General features: G+C 43.8%; 18 protein-coding genes and 1 pseudogene. 5 read left to right on the plus strand and 14 right to left on the minus strand.

The window, feature by feature from the left end; translation table 11 throughout:
* Positions 1 to 27: 27 nt before the first annotated feature.
* From MKY16_RS15270 to MKY16_RS15280, 3 genes are all read right to left on the minus strand, one after another.
* On the minus strand, positions 28 to 1,014 hold the full coding sequence (locus MKY16_RS15270; RefSeq protein WP_340955927.1) for a ketoacyl-ACP synthase III: 987 nt from the start codon (positions 1,012 to 1,014) through the stop codon (positions 28 to 30).
* A 31-nt stretch (positions 1,015 to 1,045) separates the two neighbouring features.
* Positions 1,046 to 1,396 (minus strand): hypothetical protein, encoded by a 351-nt coding sequence (locus tag MKY16_RS15275; RefSeq protein WP_029517714.1) that lies wholly within the window; start codon positions 1,394 to 1,396, stop codon positions 1,046 to 1,048.
* A gap of 183 nt (positions 1,397 to 1,579) precedes the next feature.
* Positions 1,580 to 2,233, minus strand: a complete 654-nt coding sequence (locus tag MKY16_RS15280; protein ID WP_340932626.1) for a cell wall hydrolase — start codon at positions 2,231 to 2,233, stop codon at positions 1,580 to 1,582.
* 457 nt (positions 2,234 to 2,690) lie between these two features.
* Here MKY16_RS15280 and MKY16_RS15285 point away from each other — a divergent pair.
* Positions 2,691 to 3,357, plus strand: a pseudogene (locus MKY16_RS15285) (cupin domain-containing protein).
* Positions 3,358 to 3,469: 112 nt separating this feature from the next.
* Positions 3,470 to 3,700: a hypothetical protein gene (locus tag MKY16_RS15290; protein ID WP_029517718.1), complete on the plus strand. Its 231-nt coding sequence runs from the start codon at positions 3,470 to 3,472 to the stop codon at positions 3,698 to 3,700.
* A 189-nt stretch (positions 3,701 to 3,889) separates the two neighbouring features.
* On the opposite strand, the gene MKY16_RS15295 is transcribed toward MKY16_RS15290, so the two are convergent.
* Positions 3,890 to 4,018, minus strand: a complete 129-nt coding sequence (locus MKY16_RS15295) for a hypothetical protein (RefSeq protein ID WP_013371969.1) — start codon at positions 4,016 to 4,018, stop codon at positions 3,890 to 3,892.
* Between the two features lie 168 nt (positions 4,019 to 4,186).
* Here MKY16_RS15295 and MKY16_RS15300 point away from each other — a divergent pair, with 168 nt between their 5' ends.
* On the plus strand, positions 4,187 to 4,453 hold the full coding sequence (locus MKY16_RS15300; RefSeq protein WP_025719729.1) for a DUF2642 domain-containing protein: 267 nt from the start codon (positions 4,187 to 4,189) through the stop codon (positions 4,451 to 4,453).
* A gap of 71 nt (positions 4,454 to 4,524) precedes the next feature.
* On the opposite strand, the gene MKY16_RS15305 is transcribed toward MKY16_RS15300, so the two are convergent.
* Positions 4,525 to 6,069 carry a GH25 family lysozyme gene (locus tag MKY16_RS15305; RefSeq protein ID WP_029517719.1) on the minus strand — a complete coding sequence of 515 codons (1,545 nt, stop codon included), beginning with the start codon at positions 6,067 to 6,069 and terminating at the stop codon, positions 4,525 to 4,527.
* Positions 6,070 to 6,308: 239 nt separating this feature from the next.
* Entirely contained in the window at positions 6,309 to 7,334 is a 1,026-nt protein-coding gene (locus tag MKY16_RS15310) for a YeiH family protein (RefSeq protein WP_069010298.1), read from the minus strand.
* Positions 7,335 to 7,452: 118 nt separating this feature from the next.
* On the opposite strand from MKY16_RS15310, the gene MKY16_RS15315 reads away from it, so the two are divergent.
* On the plus strand, positions 7,453 to 8,340 hold the full coding sequence (locus MKY16_RS15315) for a LysR family transcriptional regulator (protein WP_029517721.1): 888 nt from the start codon (positions 7,453 to 7,455) through the stop codon (positions 8,338 to 8,340).
* A gap of 60 nt (positions 8,341 to 8,400) precedes the next feature.
* On the opposite strand, the gene MKY16_RS15320 is transcribed toward MKY16_RS15315, so the two are convergent.
* The 7 genes from MKY16_RS15320 to MKY16_RS15350 form a co-directional block, all read right to left on the minus strand.
* A complete protein-coding gene (locus MKY16_RS15320; RefSeq protein ID WP_340955929.1) occupies positions 8,401 to 9,978 on the minus strand; it encodes a glycoside hydrolase family 43 protein in 1,578 nt (525 codons plus the stop codon).
* A 16-nt stretch (positions 9,979 to 9,994) separates the two neighbouring features.
* Complete coding sequence (locus tag MKY16_RS15325) at positions 9,995 to 10,951, minus strand: pectinesterase family protein (protein WP_029517723.1); 957 nt, start codon at positions 10,949 to 10,951, stop codon at positions 9,995 to 9,997.
* Positions 10,952 to 10,976: 25 nt separating this feature from the next.
* Positions 10,977 to 11,861, minus strand: a complete 885-nt coding sequence (locus tag MKY16_RS15330) for a dienelactone hydrolase family protein (RefSeq protein WP_340955931.1) — start codon at positions 11,859 to 11,861, stop codon at positions 10,977 to 10,979.
* Positions 11,862 to 11,884: 23 nt separating this feature from the next.
* Complete coding sequence (locus MKY16_RS15335; RefSeq protein ID WP_340955933.1) at positions 11,885 to 13,246, minus strand: glycoside hydrolase family 28 protein; 1,362 nt, start codon at positions 13,244 to 13,246, stop codon at positions 11,885 to 11,887.
* Between the two features lie 131 nt (positions 13,247 to 13,377).
* A complete protein-coding gene (locus tag MKY16_RS15340) occupies positions 13,378 to 14,898 on the minus strand; it encodes an extracellular solute-binding protein (protein WP_029517726.1) in 1,521 nt (506 codons plus the stop codon).
* A gap of 28 nt (positions 14,899 to 14,926) precedes the next feature.
* Complete coding sequence (locus MKY16_RS15345) at positions 14,927 to 15,550, minus strand: YesL family protein (protein ID WP_340955936.1); 624 nt, start codon at positions 15,548 to 15,550, stop codon at positions 14,927 to 14,929.
* A gap of 21 nt (positions 15,551 to 15,571) precedes the next feature.
* Positions 15,572 to 16,531 carry an ABC transporter permease gene (locus tag MKY16_RS15350; protein WP_023989418.1) on the minus strand — a complete coding sequence of 320 codons (960 nt, stop codon included), beginning with the start codon at positions 16,529 to 16,531 and terminating at the stop codon, positions 15,572 to 15,574.
* Positions 16,532 to 16,799: 268 nt separating this feature from the next.
* Between MKY16_RS15350 and MKY16_RS15355 the strand changes: the two genes are divergently transcribed.
* A complete protein-coding gene (locus MKY16_RS15355; protein WP_013311057.1) occupies positions 16,800 to 17,699 on the plus strand; it encodes a carbohydrate ABC transporter permease in 900 nt (299 codons plus the stop codon).
* Here the strand turns inward: MKY16_RS15355 and MKY16_RS15360 are convergent.
* A complete protein-coding gene (locus MKY16_RS15360; RefSeq protein ID WP_340955938.1) occupies positions 17,696 to 19,957 on the minus strand; it encodes a helix-turn-helix domain-containing protein in 2,262 nt (753 codons plus the stop codon). The two genes, MKY16_RS15355 and MKY16_RS15360, sit on opposite strands and share 4 nt — an antisense overlap.
* Between the last annotated feature and the right edge of the window lie 37 nt (positions 19,958 to 19,994).

Consider the following 19,994-nt stretch of genomic DNA (forward strand, 5'->3'; position numbering starts at 1 on the left):
CCTTGCAGCTGCAAGGTCTTCGCATAACTAATATTTAAACAACATAGCAACCAGCTGATACCCAGCTCCAATCGTCCAGAACAGCACATAATCACCGCGCCGGATACGACCCGATTCAATACCTTCATGTAGAGCAATGAACGGGCTACTGGTTCCTGTGTAACCATATCGATCACCCACATAAATCATTTGGGTATCCTCTAGCTCCAAGTGATCCTGAATCTTTAATACATTTGCTAACGAGAACTGAGACAGACAATAAGCCCGTACATCCTGAGGCGACAGCCCATTCTTTTTTAAAATGCGTTCAAGCAGATCAAATGTAGGAGGCAAGGCCATATTAGCATCGAACGGAAGCCACTGAATATATTTTCCGGGAGCATTCCTTTGGAGTGTTGCCGCTAATCCCTGAGCCGGGTACAAAATTTTATCTATATTGACTGGGTCCGTAAAATACATAGAATCTATAAATCCGGTGTCTTCTTCTGTACGCTCCAAAATAACCGCACATGCAGCATCTCCATAGTTCGCATAAGTAATCTCATCCTCCGGACCGGAAATGAGTGAATTATAATCCGACCCGATAATAAGCGCTGTCCGCACGTCAGGATTAGATAACATCGACCGACTGGCTTGATCGACAGCGACTGTCATCCCTGCACAATTCGCGTTGGAATCCATCACGGCCACATCATGTCTGGCCCCAATCGCATGGTGAACAAACAAGGCATTCATCGGAAACAGTGACTCAGGAACTTGAGTGGAGAACACGATCATATCCACGTCACGGCCTGTCATACCAGCCTGTTCCAGAGCTTTTTGTGCAGCCGCAATTCCCATGGTTAAACCGTTTTCGTTCGGGTCATCAATGATATAACGCTGTCTTCTGCCCATATGCTCCATGAAACGTCGAATATCCTTGCCCCGCTCGTCAAAATGGCGAACATAGTATTCGTTATCCAACGAATGGGACGGATGGTACACACCCAGTGCTTTTATTTTGATATGGCTCATCAGGCTTCCCCCTTACACATACGTCAGCGCATTATTGTACAACAATATCTACGTTGTTTAATCCTGCTTCGCGTGCTACTCGACCAAGCTGCATTTTAATAATGGTTTGTTGAAGGCTGATACCAAAGATTACTTTGGCAAATCCGGTTTCTTTATAACGTACAAATGAGCCCTTCAATTTTTCCACTTCTCCCGGACCCAAAAGTGCCATCTGGGTACAATCTACCTTGAGTGTAAAGCTGGACGCCTGAATGGATGAGGTTTTGGCTACATAATCTTTTACAAAGCTATCATACTCCTCCTGGCTAAACACTCCATTCACCGCCATATGTACCGTTTTCATGGCTTGATCTACTTCGATAGTGTAAGGATGTTGACTCATTTTAGAAAGACTCCTTTAATTTCATTTTTTTGTCTATTAAGAGTATCGGAATAATAGGTAGAATTTTTAATATTAAATCAGATAAATCACCACTAAAATATTACAAATTTGCGAATATAAAAAACCGTCACTGCTCCTAAAGAAGCAACTGACGGCTAGAAATTTGCGTATTCTCATGTGAAATTAATTCGTAAACGTATGGCGACCGAGTGAGATGACAGCCGGGCGACTTTTACTCCATTTGGCTGTGGCAATGGCCGGGTTGTAATAAAACAAGGACCCATTGGTCGGATCAGCACCATTAAGTGCCTGTCTGGCTGCGCGGTACGCAGTCTTGTTGGGTTTCAGGCGGTATTGTCCATCCTGTACAGCGGTGAATTGGCCAGGCTGCAAAATAACGTCCGGGATCGAGCTTGGAAACTCGCCGGACTGAACACGGTTTAATACGACAGCGCCGACAGCCACTTGACCTTCAAACGATTCTCCGCGCGCCTCAGAATAAATGATACGAGCCAGTTGATCCAGCGCGGTTACGCGCACCTTACCGAAGGATTTCAGCTTGGCTTGTGTAGCCGCTCCGGCTACTCCATCAGGTGTCAGACCGTTATCCCGTTGAAAACGAGTCACCGCTTTACTGGTCAGAGAACCATAGTACCCAGTAAACCCGGCTTTGAAATAACCGAGCGAATGAAGCTGCTGTTGAAGCTCCAGCACCCGTTCGCTTTGAACCCCTTTCTTCAAAGCTGACGATTGTGCTTGTGCTTGTCCTGGTGCGGCTGAAAATACAGTACCTAACATACATGCGCAGGACAGGATTAAAATAGATAATTTTTTCATATTCCAGACAACCTCCTCTTTCATGTTCTGTCCGGTGCAACCATTCCGGCCTGTACAACTCAGGGACGTTTATCCGATGATGTTTCTTATGACATAACTTATGCCTAGCTGCAGAAATGACGCGTGGCTACATACGGAATGGGACAATCATGCTTTCACACGTCCGTTGCAGTATACCACAAGCCGCATTTACGTATCATCCGGCTCTGGTCCTAAGACTACCCAAGCAAATAAAACGCCATCCCTAAAGGAATGACGTGTATTAAAAGCAATGGAGCATGTTCTGGACACACTTGAATACGTGACTTTTTTCGCTATTTTTCGCTTTAACTTACCCGGGACCGAAGCCTGATTTCTATGAATTCAAATCACATTTCCGCGCACACATATATAGGCGTATGCATAGGGTAGCGTACGATCCTCAAATTTCGAATAACAGAAAGGCTGGAAACGACGCGTGAATTCATATATGGATTACACCTCTCCTACTGTACAATTCACCTATGATTTAAGAGACAATGTTTTGTTTCAGAAGGATGCTCAAAATTCGATCAACGAGCTGTCGATCCAGCAGCTGAATACATTGGCAAATGTATCGCTGCTGGATATTCGCCTCAGCACTGCTAATGTTGTGGAGCCTCACTATCATCAAAATGCCACAGAACTGGTCTACTGCATCTCTGGAGCCGTAACCGTGTCACTGATTAACCCCTTTACCCGCGAGTTACGACATTTTCCGATCACACCTGGCCAAGTGGCTAACGTCCCTCAAGGATGGTGGCATTATCTGGTCGCCACGATGGATAACACTCATTTGTTGACGATTTTTGATGCCCCGACCCCTGAATTTATACTGGGATCTGACATTTTGCGCCTAACGCCAAATAACATTATGGCTCATACTTACTGCCTGGATGAGAATAAGGTTCAGGAAGCGCTCGTCCCTATTAAAAAGCCTGTCATCATCGGTCCTCCCAATGACTGCAAGCAGCAGCCCCCCCCGAAAACCTGGGATACATGTGAGGCTTGCTGATACTTCACCACACTATCAAGCCGTCCCCCAAAGAGATTACGCCTATACTAACGGATATCCTGGCTTCTCTTTTAATCCCTATCAAGAATAGGCTAACTCTAGTCAGGTCCTAAGTTCGAGGGAATACCTTTTCCCTGTATGTTCGCCGTTACCATAAGACCGTCCCTCTCATAAAATGCCAATGTATAAGAGGGGGTGATGGAATGGACGCTTACTACAACTGTTTGAACTGCATGAATAAAAAGGTACGTATTCTCACCATGGACGGAAAACAGTACGAAGGAACCATTATGGATGTGGATCGTAATAATGTGTACTTAAAAACAGAACGGAACGGACGTGTACAAACGTCTGCCTTTTACCCTGGCTACGGGTATGGGAATCAAATCTTAACATTGAGCCTGTTCACCCTGCTGGCGATTGCGTTAATTTAATCCCTGACCCATTGTCCGTTCCTGTCTATAGATGCCAATGTACCTCAAATGACAGCTGTCTCGCCCGGCACCATTTGTGTAGGGCTTGTACGCTGTTATTTGAGGTGTTTTATCATTTATTCCATCCTCTAAAACACTTAACCCCCCATCAGTTATATACCGATGGGGGGTTAAGCTACTCATTTTAAATTAAACCCATAAAGACTTCGTAATGATAACGAGCAGAATGAACAGTACCAGAATAGCTCCTGTCGATGTCCAAACTCCTGGGTAGCCTCCTACTGAACCGCCGCCACAACCTCTTTCACATTCACTCATGGTCATTGCCTCCTTCAATTCAAGGTACAACATAGCTTATGTATTGAGCTTTCCTATGGACCGGGCTTTTTGGCAATGTTATGAATGTTTTCGCTGATGGGCATTAGCCTACACCTTTCCTAGGCAGGAGCATAGGATAACACAACTAATCTTGAAGGAGTGAAGCAATTGAATTCAAATCAAATGCTCAATTACAACGTTAATCAACCTTTTCCTCACCATCCTACCTCTCATCACGTCGTGGTGCACCCTGTAGATCCATACGTCGTAGAAACATTAAAATCGGTGATCGGCAAGTACGTTGTACTTGAGACCACTCGTGGCAGAATTGATGGATGCGTAGTTGATTGTAAGCCCGACCATGTCATTTTAGATGTATATGGGAAAAAATTCTTTGTTCGAATCAGCGAAATCGTATGGATCATGCCCAACTAAACAAAACAGACATTAAAAATCCTCGCAGATCCTATTCCGGATTCGCGAGGATTGATCATGATATGATTATGCTAATCGAGCTCTCCTCCAAGTGAAGCCCGGAGTTCATCTATCGTTCCGTTGTATTCATCCAAATCCACTTGGCCTCGAATACCCGGAACACTGCCTGTGCTACTGTACTGCCAAGCCCACCAGTTATTCCAAGCTGGAACCGCGGTCGGCTTTTGCGTAGTGCTGTATCGGGCTACCCACAGTTTATACATAGAAAATGTAGGATCAAACTTGGAAGCAAAGACATTACCCGTGTATACGATCGGCTGACGTCCGGTAAGCCTCTCCATTTCATCCAAAAAGGCATGAGCCACTTCATTAATTTGTGCAGGAGTAAGACCTTTGGGGTTATTTTCATAGTCCATCACAGGGGGCAGATCCAGCCTGCCTCCTGCTGAATCTAGAGCCCTAGCAAAGTTAGCAGCTTCCTGACGAGCTCCATCCGCGGTAGTTGCGTTCAAAAAGTGGTAAGCGCCAACCAAGATGTTAGCCTCTCTGGCACCCTGTACATTTATCAAAAATTGATTATCTTGATATTTTGTGCCCTCTGTAGCTTTAATAAAAGCAAATGTTTTACCTGCCGCTGCCACTTGCTGCCAATCAATATTGCCATTATAGTGTGAGACGTCAATCCCTTGCGCGTGTCCATCGGAAGAAATCACAGGTGCAACAGGTATGGTAGGTAAAACGTTCTCGGTAGTTGATGGCTCCTCCGTTTCCTGATCCAATGCTATAACAACCTTACCATCATCTGCATTGAGTATATGAAAAGGTGTGCTGTTATTAAGATCAACCACAATACGTACCGATGCGGGAGTTGTACTAAACATGGAATATCTTACTTGGGAAACATCTGGATCTTCTGTGACTGGAAAACTTCCTTGTCCACTATTGTCAAATGATTGCGATGCTAGAAATTCCTCAGCAAACTTTGTATCCGGTATGTCTACAACAATACGGTCTGCATGAGTCAACGTAGTTACTTTGGGGGTTACTTTTCCATTAACAGCTATAGTCAATTGGTGATTAGCGAAGCTAATTTGGTTTATAGCCGTGCGCGCACTCTCTTTAGGATTACTTACAGCTGGAGTAGCAGAATGATCATGAGTGGACTCGCTATTCCCGCTTGAAGCAGGTGGAGTCGTCAGGAACACGGTTTTAAGCTCGTTGTTCCAGACCACATCAACCCCTGTCTGTTCGGATACAAAGCGAAGCGGAACATAAGTCGTCCCCTCTCTAAGCAAAGGCGCTACAGCCAATCCCATTTGATGATCATTAACAGAGGCCATGGGATTGTTGACCTGAAGACTGAGGTTAAGATTTTGCTTATGTATAGTTATGGTCCCTGTCTTGGACTCCCAATTCACGCTATAACCCAATTCCTCTACAATGAGACGGAGTGGAACCAGTATATTCCCCTTTACTTCTTGAATCTGAACACCTTTGCCAACACTTATATCTTTACCGTCTAACTGAAGATGTGAACTCGAAGAGGCAGCGTGACTCTCTCTTGGAAATGCTAGTAGAAACAGAAACAAAAAAGCAAATAAACAAATTTTCTTCATTATGTACCCTACCATTCTCTATATTTTCGCTTATGAAATTCTTGCACTCTATGATTCTCAGGACCTCCATTTTGATAGACGCGAATCATATGTAAAAAGTTACGATTGATTCAGTACATATTTCAGTTTTATCATACAAAAGTACTAAAAAACTCTACCAGCTATATAGCAAGCAGAGCTTTTTCCAGTTTTATTAATCTGGTTTACTAGCAATCTTATCACAAACGAATACTTCATGTTCATACTGTTAAAAATGTTAAACCTATAAGAATAATCGAGGTAACAGACAGTACCAGTAAGGGAAGCATTGCTTTCTCTCGCAAAGCCTTAAAGCTCACATTCAGCCCCATACCTACCATAGCCATCGTTAACATAAAGGTGGTAACTTGAGAAATTCCGTTTGTCAGACTAGATGGAACTACAATATATTTTCCAAAAACATAGCTGCCCACAACACTTGTAGCCATAAAGCCGATGAGGAACCAGGGAAACTCCACTTTAGCATCTGTACGAATTTTTCCGGTTCGTTTCATCCAAACCATTAAAACAAAGCTGAGCGGTATGAGCAAGAAAACACGCCCCAGTTTGGCTAATAAGCCCATTGCAAGAGCATCCTGTCCGGCAGGCGCTGCAGCTAAGGCCACATGTGCAATTTCATGTAAACTGACGCCCGACCAGATCCCATATTGCATATCCGTCAAAGGAAGCCAGGGTCGAAGCACGGTAAACAAAATGGCAAATATCGTACCAACCAAGGCAATGAGTCCTACTCCTATGGCTGTATCCTCATCTTTGGATTTTAACAAGGGAGAAACCGCTGCAATCGCTGCTGCACCGCAAACTCCTGTTCCAATACCAAGAAGAAGCGAAAGCGAAGCATCTGCCTTGAAACGTTTTGCCAGCCAAACCGTAAAAAAGATGGAAAATACAACGGTGCCCACATCACGCAAAAGTAAACCCAGTCCATGATGAATGACAACATCCATATTCAGCTTCAGCCCAAATAACACAATCGCTCCGCGTAGTATTTTCTTTGCTGAAAACTCAACCCCTGAGCGCACAGCTTCAGGGTATCCCCACAACTGTCGGTACAGAATAGCGAGAAACATGGCACAAGCCAATGGACCTACATAATGAAAGCCTGGCAATTCGTTCAGACCGTAGCCTGCCAAAGCAAATAACATCGTTAGGATAATGCCAAATATACGCTGGAATAATCGCCCTCTGTTCGAAAATAATTTGGTATGTTGTGTATGACTATTCATGGTGAACCCCTCCAATTCTACATACATCCAGCTTAATATGTTTTTTGTCATAAGAAAAATAAATCATTATAATTATGATAATAAGTAAATAGATATAATAAATTTGGAGGAATGGGCTTTGGACCAATCTTTAATCGTATTTGTTAGGGTCGCAGAGAAACAAAACTTCACACGAGCTGCCGAGGTATTACACATGACCCAACCTGCGGTAAGTCAGTATATTCAAATGCTGGAACGTAGCGTAGGAACCCGTCTCCTGGAGCGTAGTAATAAATATGTGCGCTTAACCAAAGCAGGTGAAATTGTGTATCATCATGCCCAGGAGATTATCCGACTCCATACACGTATGCAGTACTTGGTGGATGAGCTAATGCATACGGCAAAGGGTAACCTGTCTATTGGTGCAAGCTACACGTATGGCGAATATGTGCTGCCGCATGTGATTGCGCAAATGAGAATCCAGTATCCACTCATTCAGCCCTCCATTACCATCGGCAATACATTGGAAATTGAAAAGCTCGTGATCCATAATCAACTGGATGTGGGGATTATCGAAGGAGAATTTCAGCATGACCATCTACACATTGAATCATTTGCTGATGATCGAATGTATATCGTCGTTCCGCAAAATCATCGTTTGGCTGGTAAATCTCAAGTGGATATAAATGAGCTGCATGAGGACATCTGGATTCTGCGGGAAGAAGGCTCTGGAACCCGGGAGGCGGCTGAAAAGATGTTTGCACAGCTTCGATTTTATCCTTCTCATATGATGAATTTTGGCAGTACACAGATCATCAAAGAGTCTGTAGAAGCAGGCTTGGGGATTTCTTTGCTGTCCCAATGGGTCATTCAGAAGGAACTTGCTTTGGGAACATTAGAAGTATTGGATATTCTCAATCTCCCGTTCATTCGGAAATTTTCTTTTCTGACCCCTTCTGCAGTATTTGAGACGAAAGCATGCACCGCTTTTTTGGAGGTTTTGCGAAGTTATAATGTGAAAAGATAACGTGCATAAACAAAAAAGCACCCATAAAGGTGCTTTCAGCATTCATCATTATAATATTTTTTATGAAGAAAGATGATCCATACCATGATATAAGAAATGAGAAAAATCAGCGTAGCTTCCTTGGAACTGTTGCATATCATGAGCAGCAATACCTACAAAATTCCCTGTAAAACCACCGGATAAAAAGCTGATATCCTGCATTTCAAAAAGTCGCTTCCAAGCAGGTCTATCTCCGACTCCATAATAAAATTGCCCGTGGGATGCATGGACTTCCACTGCTAAATGTATAGGAAGATCGTCCTGAAGCGTAATCGCTTGGGGAACTAAAGTAAATGTATTGGCTTCACATCGCATCAAGCGCAGTACCTTCCCTTGTCCTTCCTCATAGCTAATATAGGCGTACAAATAATCTTCTTCATTAAGGTACAGTAGTAGCCCCGCCATCTGCAAATAGCTTGTTGGCTGGTACTCCAGTGCTGTTTCTACCCGGAAATGATGATCCGTTTGCCGAATGGCAAGCACGTGATGCTGGAACAGACTTTGTATGGATTCCCCAGCATGGATTCGAAGATAGCCCGGGCGCTGACTTAATGAACACCAGCTCTCGTTCGCTAGGATACGCAATGTGTTCCACGTTTTATCTAATAGGGCTCCCTCGAAAAAATCCTCGAAAATATTACTCTTTTGCTCTTGCTTAACCGAAATTGTCCCTTGAGGTGCAGGCACCTCCAATTGAGGCGTATGGCCCCCCGCGGTTAATCGCAGCCAGCCTTCATCATTCCAGTACACTTGCTGCAAGGCTGTTTCCCGTCCCAAAATGGCATATTTCCCCTCTACCGGGCGTGTGCATAAATGAGCCATGTACCATTCGCCGTCTGGTGTTTGTACAAGACTGCCATGTCCTGCACATTGTAACGGGAAATCCAGTCGATCACGTGATGTAAGCATCGGGTTGTGCGGGTCTACTTCATATGGTCCGGTTATTTGCTTCGAGCGTGCTACGGTAACGGCATGCCCCGTACCCGTTCCGCCTTCCGCTGTAACAAGATAATAATATCCGTTTTGCTTGTAGATATGAGGCGCTTCTGTTTTCTTCAAAGGAGTACAATCAAAGATTTTAACAGGCTCCCCAATGAGCTGTTGTTGCTTGCTATCATACTCCTGCATGACGATACCGGAAGATTTATTGCTTTCCAACATGCGATAATCCCACAATGCGTTCAACAGCCATTTGCGTTCGTCATCATCATGAAATAAAGACGGATCAAATCCGCTACTATTCAGATAAACGGGTTCCGACCACGGTCCTTGGATCGTAGGCGCCGTCATCACAAAATTATGAACATCCTTGAACGGACGTTTGGTGCTTTTCACATCCGTATAGAGCAGATAAAAAAGGTTATCCGCATAACTAAGCTGTGGTGCCCAAATACTGCAATTTTTAGGATTACCTCTTAAGTCAACCTGATCGGTCAAAATATCTGTGCAGTGCTCCCAATGGGCCAAATCTTTGGACTGGTACACCCGTACTCCAGGCAGCCACTCAAACGATGACACCACAATATAGTAAGTATCCAGGGCTCGTGTAATACACGGATCGGGATTAAAGCCTTTTAATATGGGATTTTGGATCATCATGAGACCTCACTTCTCCTTACTTCCAAAATGTGACTTCAGCAAAAACCTGTTCCTTGCTCCATGCTTCTGTTCCCGCCTCAAAACAATCCGCCCACGGAACACGCTGCTTACGTAACGTAGCAACTTCATCGGGTCCGTTATATTCCTGATAACAGACGGTTTTCTCGTTCGCAACATTGTTCCAATTGTCCCAGCCACGTGGGTCAATATGATCGCCCATTTTACAATCGACAAATACGGTTTTGGCATATTCCCGCCACGGACGGCCCAAAAAAACCGGGGTAATATCAGGCTCTGCAGTTAGGTAGCATTGGTTGAATACATAGCCATACGCTTGTCCTTGCGGCGTAGAGGCGGCTGTGACGTAGCTCGTTTGGTTCTCATGATGGCGTAAGCTGCGAATTTCGCAATCTTCAAAATAAGCGGTAGCCCCACCAAAAATAAAGTCCACCGTACCCTCTATATAACAATGCTGATAGAGCTGCCGATAGTGTCTATGGTGCTCCTTCAAATGGATTCCACCAAACTGGAGTCGTTCTTTCGGTGCAGGAGGTAGAGGGCCTGTAAATAAAGTATCCTGGTGCCCTTTAAAGGTACAGTTTCTAAAGACCGTTTCATCGCAATGAGCGTATACCGCAACGGCCTGCCCAATGGCTTCTCCCTGTCCTGCCGTGTTGGAAATCGTGAGATTTTCCAAGATCAGATGGCTACCGCCTAAAAATAAAGTGGGTGTCGCAAAGGTCCCTATTTCCTCACCCGCTTCATTCCGCTCCTTGGCATACCGATTCATTCGAATCTCTACCTGCCCGATGCCTATAATATGAAGATACGAACGGTAAATTCGCACCTCTTCCTCATAAATACCTGATAAAATAGTTAACGTTTCCATTTCATTGGAAGCCGACTGCTCCAATACAGCAATTGCCTCCTGAATCGTATGGAAATCACAAAAGGATTCTTTTCCAACTAGCATGATTACCCCGATCCTTTCATTTGATTTACAGGTGCTTGGCTAAAAATGTCTGCCACGCCGTGCGCATTTGCAGCGTCTCCATATGTCCACCGCCTGCAATCACAGGCTGCCAATGCTCTGGGTGACCTGCCTGCTGGTAAGCTTCCAGCAACCCTTTTGCCAAATGCTCGACTCCTTCAATAGGACACATCCGGTCATTTTGACCTGTTATACTCATCCGTGGACGAGGTACGATCCGCTTTTGAATATCAAGGGTGGTAAAATGCTTCAGCAAGCCGGGGACATAGGAATAAAAGCCATGATGGTCCAATCCCCGTTTAGCGATTAGCGTATGGGCATCTACCTGTCCACAAATATCAACCGTAACCTGTATCCGTTCATCTAACGCAGCCATCCACCATGCCATGAGTCCGCCCATCGACATACCGATTGTTGCGATACGGGAAGCATCAATGTCTTCACGCTGGCACATATAATCCACCAAGCGACGGTTATCATACAGCATCATGCCCCACAGCACTTGGCCCTGCCAGAGCATTTCCTTTACCAGCTCGCTTTCGGTTTTGCCCCCACGTTCATTGAAGCCCCACATGTCAATGCAGCATACGCAGTACCCCATGTCTGTCAGGGTTGTAGCAAACGAGGGCTGCTGCAAGTAAGAGCTGCTATGGAGCAGTTCCTTACGTCCATTCGTATAGTTGCCCCCATGCGAATGGTTAAAAACGACCATTGGAAACGGACCGTTCCCTTGCAAGGGTGTAGCTACATAAGCGGGTACAGATTCGATCCCGTTCAAGTCCAGCAGGAGACACTCCAGTCGGTACCCCTCACGCTCTTCTTCATTCAACAGAGTTGCCGTTATAGGGAGATCTGCCGGAAGGTCTCCCAACAATGCTTGTAATTTATCCACGTTGTACCTCCTTTCATGTCCTCCTAATTCATCCTATTTTGTTCAGAAGGTTGTATCGTTACTTGTTCTATCAGCTTTTCGGGCTGAGCTGTATTCTTCGAATGGCAACGATTGATTTCAACGTCTTCCCCATTCTCAATATAAAAGGCAGGACCTTGATGATTCTCAATCGTCACCTGTTGAAAACGAATATCCCTCACGTTACCTAGATAAAAACCACGGTTATTCATATCTTCGATCCCTGTCATCATGGCCGGACGACCGGGAATTGCATTTTTAGCCATAGAAATATCAATATTGGAGAATGTAATTTCAGCAATATATTGTTCTGCTAGTCCGTATAAGAATCCAGCAGCCGCATGAACCTGTCGTGCCGTAATATCGGAAAAATGAATTCGTCTAAAGCACGGGGTTTCATCGGTAATCGGATAGGGATTTTTGTCCCACACATATTTGTCTTTGCCCCGAGGGCCGCAGAAATAATACAGGTTCAGAATAAATGGACAAATGACCTCCTCCATCACAATGTTGCTGACGCGGATATCCTCGATGATTCCGCCACGTCCCCGTCTGGATTTCAGACGTATACCCCGATCTGTTTGCTTGAACACACAATTGCTGATCGTAACATTACGAATATCACCACTCATTTCGCTCCCCAGTACAACTGCGCCATGTCCATGCACCATCGTACAGTTGGTAATCGTAATATTTTCACATGGAATTCGCTCTTGTGTATCTTCGGTCCCCGCTTTGATCGCAATACAATCATCGCCCACATCTATATTGCAGTTGCTAATACGAACATTGGAACAGGATTCAGGATTAATGCCATCCGTATTGGGGGAGTCCGCCGGGTTAAGAATGGACAAATTATCAATCGTAACGTTATAGCAAGCGATGGGGTTTACCGTCCAACTGGGGGAATTTTTTAACATAACATCTTTAATGGTAACCCGCTGACAATGGTCAAAGCTGATTAATTTGGGTCTCGGATACTGTAACTCCTCTGGATGATTCCGGTGCTTTTCCCACCACGGCTGACCATTTCCATCCAGCGTTCCGCTACCTGTAACTGAAATATTCTCAAGGTTCTCTCCATAAATACATGACGCATGTACTTCCCGCTGAACGCCCTCCCATCTGGATTCTACTACAGGATAATCAGCCAGATCCGTACTGAAGGACAGAATTGCGCCAGGGCTTACATGTAGCTCAATGTTATTTTTCAGAAAGATAGCTCCTGTCAGATACGTCCCAGACGGAACAACAACGGTTCCTCCTCCAGCATTGCTGGCCGCTTCAATGGCAGCCGCAATCGCTTCCGTAGCCAACGTCGTACCATCCTGAACTGCTCCATAATCTACAATGTTATACAATTGCATTTCGTTCTCTCCTGTCTTTATATTTTGTGGATGTTAGATCCATTTTGTATTGGGAAAGCATAAGCTGCCCCCGGGTTTCAACATCCAAGAAATCATTCAAGGAGTCTGGGGGCAACAGCCATGCTCAGCTATTATTTTTTCGTTTTCTTATACGCTTCCTCATACTCAGCGGTAATCCGTGATCCACCGGAGTTTTTCCAGTTTTCTACGGCTGCTTTAAATCCGGCTTCGTCAAGCTCACCCATAATAAATTTGAAGGAGGCGTCGGTAATGATTTTCTCCAGCTCTGTTCCTTGCTCATTAGCGGTGACTGAATCCAGTGGCACGGTCGGGTCCAGAACAGCAAATTCATTATTTTCTCGGACTAATTCATTAGCCAGTTCCTTTTCTGGATTGGCATCTTTTAAGTTATAAGTCACTTCACTTGGTCTGGAGCTTGAAAATGGCTGAACATCTGCTTGCCACAAATCTGTATTCGTAATTTTGAAGGCTCCATCTTTTTCGATTTTATAATGAGTGCCTTCAATACCACCGGTCATATACATATATACATCTTTGTCAATTAAATCATCTACAAATTGCAGCAGTCTCTTCAACTCAGCTTCAGTCTTAACTTCTGATTTCGGAAATGCCAGCAAACCTCCTACCCCGCTTCCCTCAGACCATACGTGGTATTTGCCATCTCCATTTGAAATCTTGTTAACTGGTACCAGCTTCAGCCCCTTTTGCAGGCCTTGGGACAAGGTTCTGAGGTTAGAGATATCGATCATGCCTGTATAAATACCTGCTTTACCTTGTGCAAATTGTTGCTGCTGGTCCGTTTTAGCGGTTACAGCAAAGTCTTTAGAGAGATATCCGTTTTTGTATAACTTATTCGAATACTTTAAGGTCTCCAAATATTGGGGAGTATCAAATTCCGGCGTAAACTTTCCGCTTTCATCTACTTTCCAGCCATTAGGTGTGCCAAAGTAGGAACTTAAAGTTTTGAAGCTGCTGTAGCGTAGATCCGATCTGTCTACAAATCCAGTCGTATCCTTTTTTCCATTCCCATCCGGATCATCTTCTGTAAACGCTCTCGCAACTTCATACAACTCATCCAATGTCGTCGGCACCTTCAATCCTAAGCGATCCAGCCAATCCTGACGAATGACCAGACCCGCCCGCGCCAGATTCTTCTGGAACGGAACGCCATACAGTACCCCTTCAATGGATGCGGCTTCTCGCACTTCAGGCGGGATCTTCTTCAAATTTTCATAATCATCCAAATACTTTCCTACATCCCAGAATAGTCCTGATTTCAATGAACTACGCACTGAAGAGTTAGTCATCATCGTCAGCGTCACCATATCAGCCAATTCACCAGAAGCCAGTGCGGTGGTAATTCTCTCTTCTTTGGAAGCATCCGGCACCCAATTGAACGTGATTTTAGAATTGGTGTATTCTTCAATTTTGCTTTTGATCGTTTCTGTAGGCGGAGAAGCAGTATGCAATACGTTTAACCAAGTGAACTCCAGTTTGGACTTCGGATCATAGGTTTGGCCGCTTTGATCCTCCCCCCCCTTGTCACCGCAAGCAGCTAAAAAAACACTCATGACCATTAGTACAGCAAGAAGGCCCGATACTCCCTTTTTCGTCGTGATTCCCTTTTTCATCGTGTTTGCTCCTTTTCTGTGTATATATTTATGCCATATCTTCCTCTTTCACCAGAACCTCTCGCTCTATTTTGCTGAACACCTGATACGTCATCCACATCACGAGATAACCCATAATACTTGCTCCGGCAAAAGTTAGAATTCCTGGGTACAAGCCTAGAATCAATGCAAATAGCACGACAATGGCTACAAAAAGAACAAGCGTATATTGTAAATACGAAAATCCAATCACTATCGACATTTTGACCTTCAGTCTGATACCTTTCCAATCATAGTGAGCCAGCAGCGGGAAAATGTAGGCCAAAGAGATGAGATACAAAAAGGCTCCAATAAGCGTCACCACACGAACATACCAGGACGAGACGTTGACGATATCTACGTAGAGCACGTAACCCACAAGGCTGTAAAGCCCGCCAATGATTGCTGCTTCTTTAAAGCTTTCTCTAAAGTAACGTACAAACGTCGAGAAAATGGCGACTTCCTCATTGCCCCGAATCCACTGTCTTAAAATACTAAGCATAGCGACGGTTGCAGGCCCAACGCCTATAAAACCCAAGCCCAGAATCGTCGCAACCGTCCAAAGCAAGTTAAGATAGACCAATCGTAGCAGGCGCATGCACCATTTGTTCATGTTTTCTACAAACCGTACCATTTTGCATCCTTCCCGTCGTCATTAGTAAACGCCGTCTTCACCAAATTTCTTGGCCAGTCGATTGGAGCCCATAATCAGGATTAAACCTACCACACCTTTAAAAAGTCCTACCGTCGTACTGAAACTTAATTGTCCATTCTTTAAGCCCGCAGTATAAATGTAGGTGTCAAAGATTTCGGCAACTTCGCGGTTTAAGGAGTTCAATAGCAGATACATATGCTCAAAGCCCAAATCCAACGTGCTACCGATTTTCAAAATTAACAATGTTATAATGACCGGGCGAATCGCAGGCAAGGTAACGTGCCATGTCTTTCTTAGGCGTCCAGCTCCGTCCATCTCTGCTGCCTCATACAATTGCGTATCTACCACTGTAATCGCAGAAAGATAAATGATGGTAGACCAGCCGAGTTCCTTCCAAATCACTTGCCCGATGTAGACCGTTCGTAGCCATTGCGGAGAAGTTAAGAAGCTAATCTTCTCACCGCCTAGCGCGGCAATCATTTCGTTCAGCACCCCACCGTCTACGGTTAGGAATACATAAGAAATCGAAACAATGATAACCCATGACATAAAGTGCGGGATGTAGATAATGGTTTGGATAATGTTCTTAAAGAACATCTTCCTGACTTCGTTCAGCATAAGCGCCAAAATGATGGGCAATGGAAAAAAGATTACAATGTTCAATGCAAACAAAACCAGCGTATTGCGAAGCAGCATAAAAAACGTAGGCTCGGTAAACAAACGAATAAAATGCTTCATGCCTACCCATGGACTGCCTGTGATTCCCTGAAAAGCTTGATAATCCTGAAATGCAATCACCAATCCCCCCATAGGAAAGTACTTAAAAATAATGAAGTATACCAGTCCGGGTAAAACCATTAGATAGAGCAGCTTGTGTTTCTGCATTCGTAAAAGGCTTTCCGTCGTTCTTTTGTTCTTTTTCATTTTCATGTTTGGTGCGGGGACACTTGAAACTTTCATTAGTTCGACCTCCTTCAAACGTTCCTGTATACGTTTTCAAGAGTATGCGATTTTCAGCATTCCGCATATAATCACCAAATGATAGCGTTTACAAAATTGGGTGTGCAGCCTACTTTTCAACCTTTCACCTTAGCTAATGATTACTACACAACCTAATGATCATTCGCTTTTTTCCAGGCTTAGGGAACACCTCAAGATTTGATTATATACGGAATTCTTTCCTCTTGATAAGGTTGCCATGTAAACGATTACGAGGAGGTCAACCACATTGACACAGCCATTACGAAAACAAAAATTACGAAAAAAAGAATCGCTGGGCAGCCGTATCTTCAACATTGTAAACAGTACACTATTGATTCTCATTGCCCTCACATGTCTCTTACCTTTTTTGAATATCATCGCCAGCTCTTTTGCCTCAACCGAAGAAGTGATAGCCAAGAAGTTCATTTTATTCCCAGTTACTTTTTCCTTGGATGCCTACCGCTATATTCTGTCGACTCCCACCATTTTTAGAGGTCTCGGGGTTTCGGTCGGCGTAACGATCGTCGGTACAGTTGTAAGTATGATATTTACTGCTTTTATGGCTTATGGATTATCCCGAAGATATCTACTCGGCCGCAATACGATTAACTTCATTGTCGTGTTTTCTATGTTGTTTAGTGGGGGGATGATTCCAACATTCCTGGTTGTAAAAAGCATGGGGCTTATCAATTCGTATTGGTCCTTGATTCTTCCTGTGGCCATTAATGCGTTTAATCTGATTATCATGCGTAACTTCTTTCAGGCGCTGCCAGATGATTTGGAGGAATCAGCCAAGATGGACGGGTGCAACGATTTTGGTATCTTCTTTAAAATTATGTTGCCATTAGCCCTGCCTTCTATTGCAACCATCTCTCTATTCTACGCTGTTGCCTACTGGAATACGTATATGCACGCCATTCTCTATATCAATGATTCTGCCAAATGGCCGATTCAAGTATTGCTTCGGCAAATTGTAATCGTTTCCAGTGGTATGCAGGCAGAAGGAACTGCTGTAGATGTCATTCCGCCTGCGCAGACCATTAAGATGGCGGTCATTGTCATTGCGACCGTTCCGATGTTAATCGTGTATCCATTTGTGCAAAAGCACTTTGTCAAAGGAGCTTTATTAGGCGCGGTTAAAGGTTAATTGGCTTGCTTCATCTTTCGGTAAGCTCCCGGTGTAACCTGTTCCTTTTTCCGAAAAGAGCGGATAAAGTTTTGCGAATTATGATATTGCAGTCGCTCAGCGATTTCTTTAATCGTCATATCTGTCTCAACGAGCCACTTTTTGCCCATTTGTAACCGGTAGCCCATCAGATATTCACTAAACGTCGTTCCGTATTCTTTTTTGAAAATACTGCTTAAATAATTTGGATTGTAATGAAGTCGGTCTCCAATGAGTTCTAATGATAATTCCTGGTCATATTCAGCACGGATAATAGCAGCAATTTTCTCCGAGAGACAGCGGAATTGCTGGTTGGTCTTCTCTTTCATGCTTTTTACCATGGGGAAAATAACTTGCTCTATCAGCATACGTTCTATCTCTTCCGGGTTACGGATGTCCAGCAAACGATGATACAAGGCATGATTGTCTTGCGTCAGCAGCACTTCAATCCCTAATAGTTGCTCCAATTGGATGAGGTTATTCACAAACCGTACCAACAGCACTTCAAAGTTCATGGAATGATTATTTTTTATCATCATTTCCTCCAATAAAGAGTGCACGGTATGATATACCTGCTCTTCGTCCCCTATTCGGATGGCATCAAACAGTTTCGATTCCAATTCCGTAGGATAATGAAGCAGCACCGGACCTGAAATGACCATGGAAATATCTTCATAAAAAATAATCGACTCTTTGCCTAAATTTAAACGGTGATGCAAAGCTTGCTTGCTCATCTCACAGGCTTCTTTACTTTCTAATAAGTTATCATACGCCGTACTAATGCCGATGCTGATGGAAACATTTAAATACTCTTTTACGTTTCGAACCAAAAGGGTCGCATCATCCAGAACTTGCTTTCTCATTTCCTGTTCGCTCAACCCTGCCAAAATTAATATGGTGGCCTGAGTGTTATCGTTCAAAATGATGGGGAGCATTCGCTGCTGCTCTGGAATCGTTTCTTCTACGATTTTGTTAATAGCCAGCAGCAAAACATCTTTATCCGAGGGCTCTCGATCTCCCAGATTATCCAGCTGGACTAACAAGGTAATATACATTTGATTCTCGATCTGCGGATAACCCAAGCGTGGCATCTTTCGTGCCAATTCCTCTGCAGAAATACGTTTGCGAAACAGGTTGAGAATCAATTGCGTTTCCAACTGTGGCATTTCGGACTGAATGAGACTTTCCAAGCTTTCCTTCTCGGTTACAATATTGTCGATGGAATTAATAATCCATTCAATTTCATTTTTAGAAGGTTCATTTTTGAAAGCGAAATTAGGATTTTTAGGCAAGCTTCGTTTTATTTGCTGAAATGGCTTTGTAAAGTAAATGGCAATGAAGTACGCCACTACCACCATTAAAAGCGTTAATACAAGTCCCATCATGATGATCCCAAATTTGGTCGTTTGAAAGGCATCCGCAATTTCTTTCTTATCTAACACTGTTAAGTAAGTCCAATTGTTATAGGCAGATTTGGCATAGATGACTTGTCGTGCAGGCTGCTGATCCGTTTTCTCCAAAGTTAGCATACCTGTGTTGCTCGACTTCACTGTGGCTTCTGAAATGTGCAAAAGCTGCTGGGTAGACAATAATTGTTCAGCAGGCTGGGTTTCATACATTAAATCACCTTGATTATTCAAAATAAACACGGGCATATGATCCTCTGTTTGAATGGTATGATTTAATGTTTGCAGCGAAATATCCGACAGAGCAATGGCTTGCTTCTTCTTAGAGAATACAGGCAAGGTATTAACAAAACGAATCCCTTTATCTGTTTTAACCCAGAATAGTCCCTGATTCTGATGGTCGATATAGGTATTAACCAGCTTCTCCCTTTCTGCTTTCGTCAAATAAGACAGGCTTCCATTGGAGATTCTCCAATTCTGATCCAGACTGATGAGTGAATATTCCGTTCCCTCTAATCCCATCGTAGCAATATAATTGAGCTGAGTATTCACATTCCGATACGCTATAAAGTCTTTTTCTGTAATGGGATTTTTCACAACATCATTAAAGGAACTGGTCGTGCTATACGTATTAAAAGCATATTCAATCGTTTGAATTTTCTGCTCCAGGCTATTTCTGATCTGTGCCATATAGCTTTGCTTGGTATTGGAAACCCTCTCCACAACGGAGCTAATTGTTGTAAAATAGATGTAGCTTCCAAAACTGGCCACAAATCCTATTCCTAAAACCAGAATCGTAATAAAAATGGTGTAGAACATTCTTCCTTTTTTCATTGCGCTCCCCCTCTGGCTCTTTGTATCACATCAAAAT

The organism is Paenibacillus sp. FSL L8-0641, from assembly GCF_038006265.1.
Classification (GTDB): Bacteria; Bacillota; Bacilli; order Paenibacillales; family Paenibacillaceae; genus Paenibacillus; species Paenibacillus polymyxa_D.

Excerpts from the sequence above, each read along its gene's own strand:
- MKY16_RS15270 (WP_340955927.1), bottom strand. The coding sequence starts at position 1,014 with ATGAGCCATATCAAAATAAAAGCACTGGGTGTGTACCATCCGTCCCAT.
- MKY16_RS15275 (WP_029517714.1), bottom strand. The coding sequence starts at position 1,396 with ATGAGTCAACATCCTTACACTATCGAAGTAGATCAAGCCATGAAAACG.
- MKY16_RS15280 (WP_340932626.1), bottom strand. The coding sequence starts at position 2,233 with ATGAAAAAATTATCTATTTTAATCCTGTCCTGCGCATGTATGTTAGGT.
- MKY16_RS15290 (WP_029517718.1), top strand. The coding sequence starts at position 3,470 with ATGGACGCTTACTACAACTGTTTGAACTGCATGAATAAAAAGGTACGT.
- MKY16_RS15295 (WP_013371969.1), bottom strand. The coding sequence starts at position 4,018 with ATGAGTGAATGTGAAAGAGGTTGTGGCGGCGGTTCAGTAGGAGGCTAC.
- MKY16_RS15305 (WP_029517719.1), bottom strand. The coding sequence starts at position 6,069 with ATGAAGAAAATTTGTTTATTTGCTTTTTTGTTTCTGTTTCTACTAGCA.
- MKY16_RS15310 (WP_069010298.1), bottom strand. The coding sequence starts at position 7,334 with ATGAATAGTCATACACAACATACCAAATTATTTTCGAACAGAGGGCGA.
- MKY16_RS15320 (WP_340955929.1), bottom strand. The coding sequence starts at position 9,978 with ATGATGATCCAAAATCCCATATTAAAAGGCTTTAATCCCGATCCGTGT.
- MKY16_RS15325 (WP_029517723.1), bottom strand. The coding sequence starts at position 10,951 with ATGCTAGTTGGAAAAGAATCCTTTTGTGATTTCCATACGATTCAGGAG.
- MKY16_RS15335 (WP_340955933.1), bottom strand. The coding sequence starts at position 13,246 with ATGCAATTGTATAACATTGTAGATTATGGAGCAGTTCAGGATGGTACG.
- MKY16_RS15340 (WP_029517726.1), bottom strand. The coding sequence starts at position 14,898 with ATGAAAAAGGGAATCACGACGAAAAAGGGAGTATCGGGCCTTCTTGCT.
- MKY16_RS15345 (WP_340955936.1), bottom strand. The coding sequence starts at position 15,550 with ATGGTACGGTTTGTAGAAAACATGAACAAATGGTGCATGCGCCTGCTA.
- MKY16_RS15350 (WP_023989418.1), bottom strand. The coding sequence starts at position 16,531 with ATGAAAGTTTCAAGTGTCCCCGCACCAAACATGAAAATGAAAAAGAAC.
- MKY16_RS15360 (WP_340955938.1), bottom strand. The coding sequence starts at position 19,957 with ATGAAAAAAGGAAGAATGTTCTACACCATTTTTATTACGATTCTGGTT.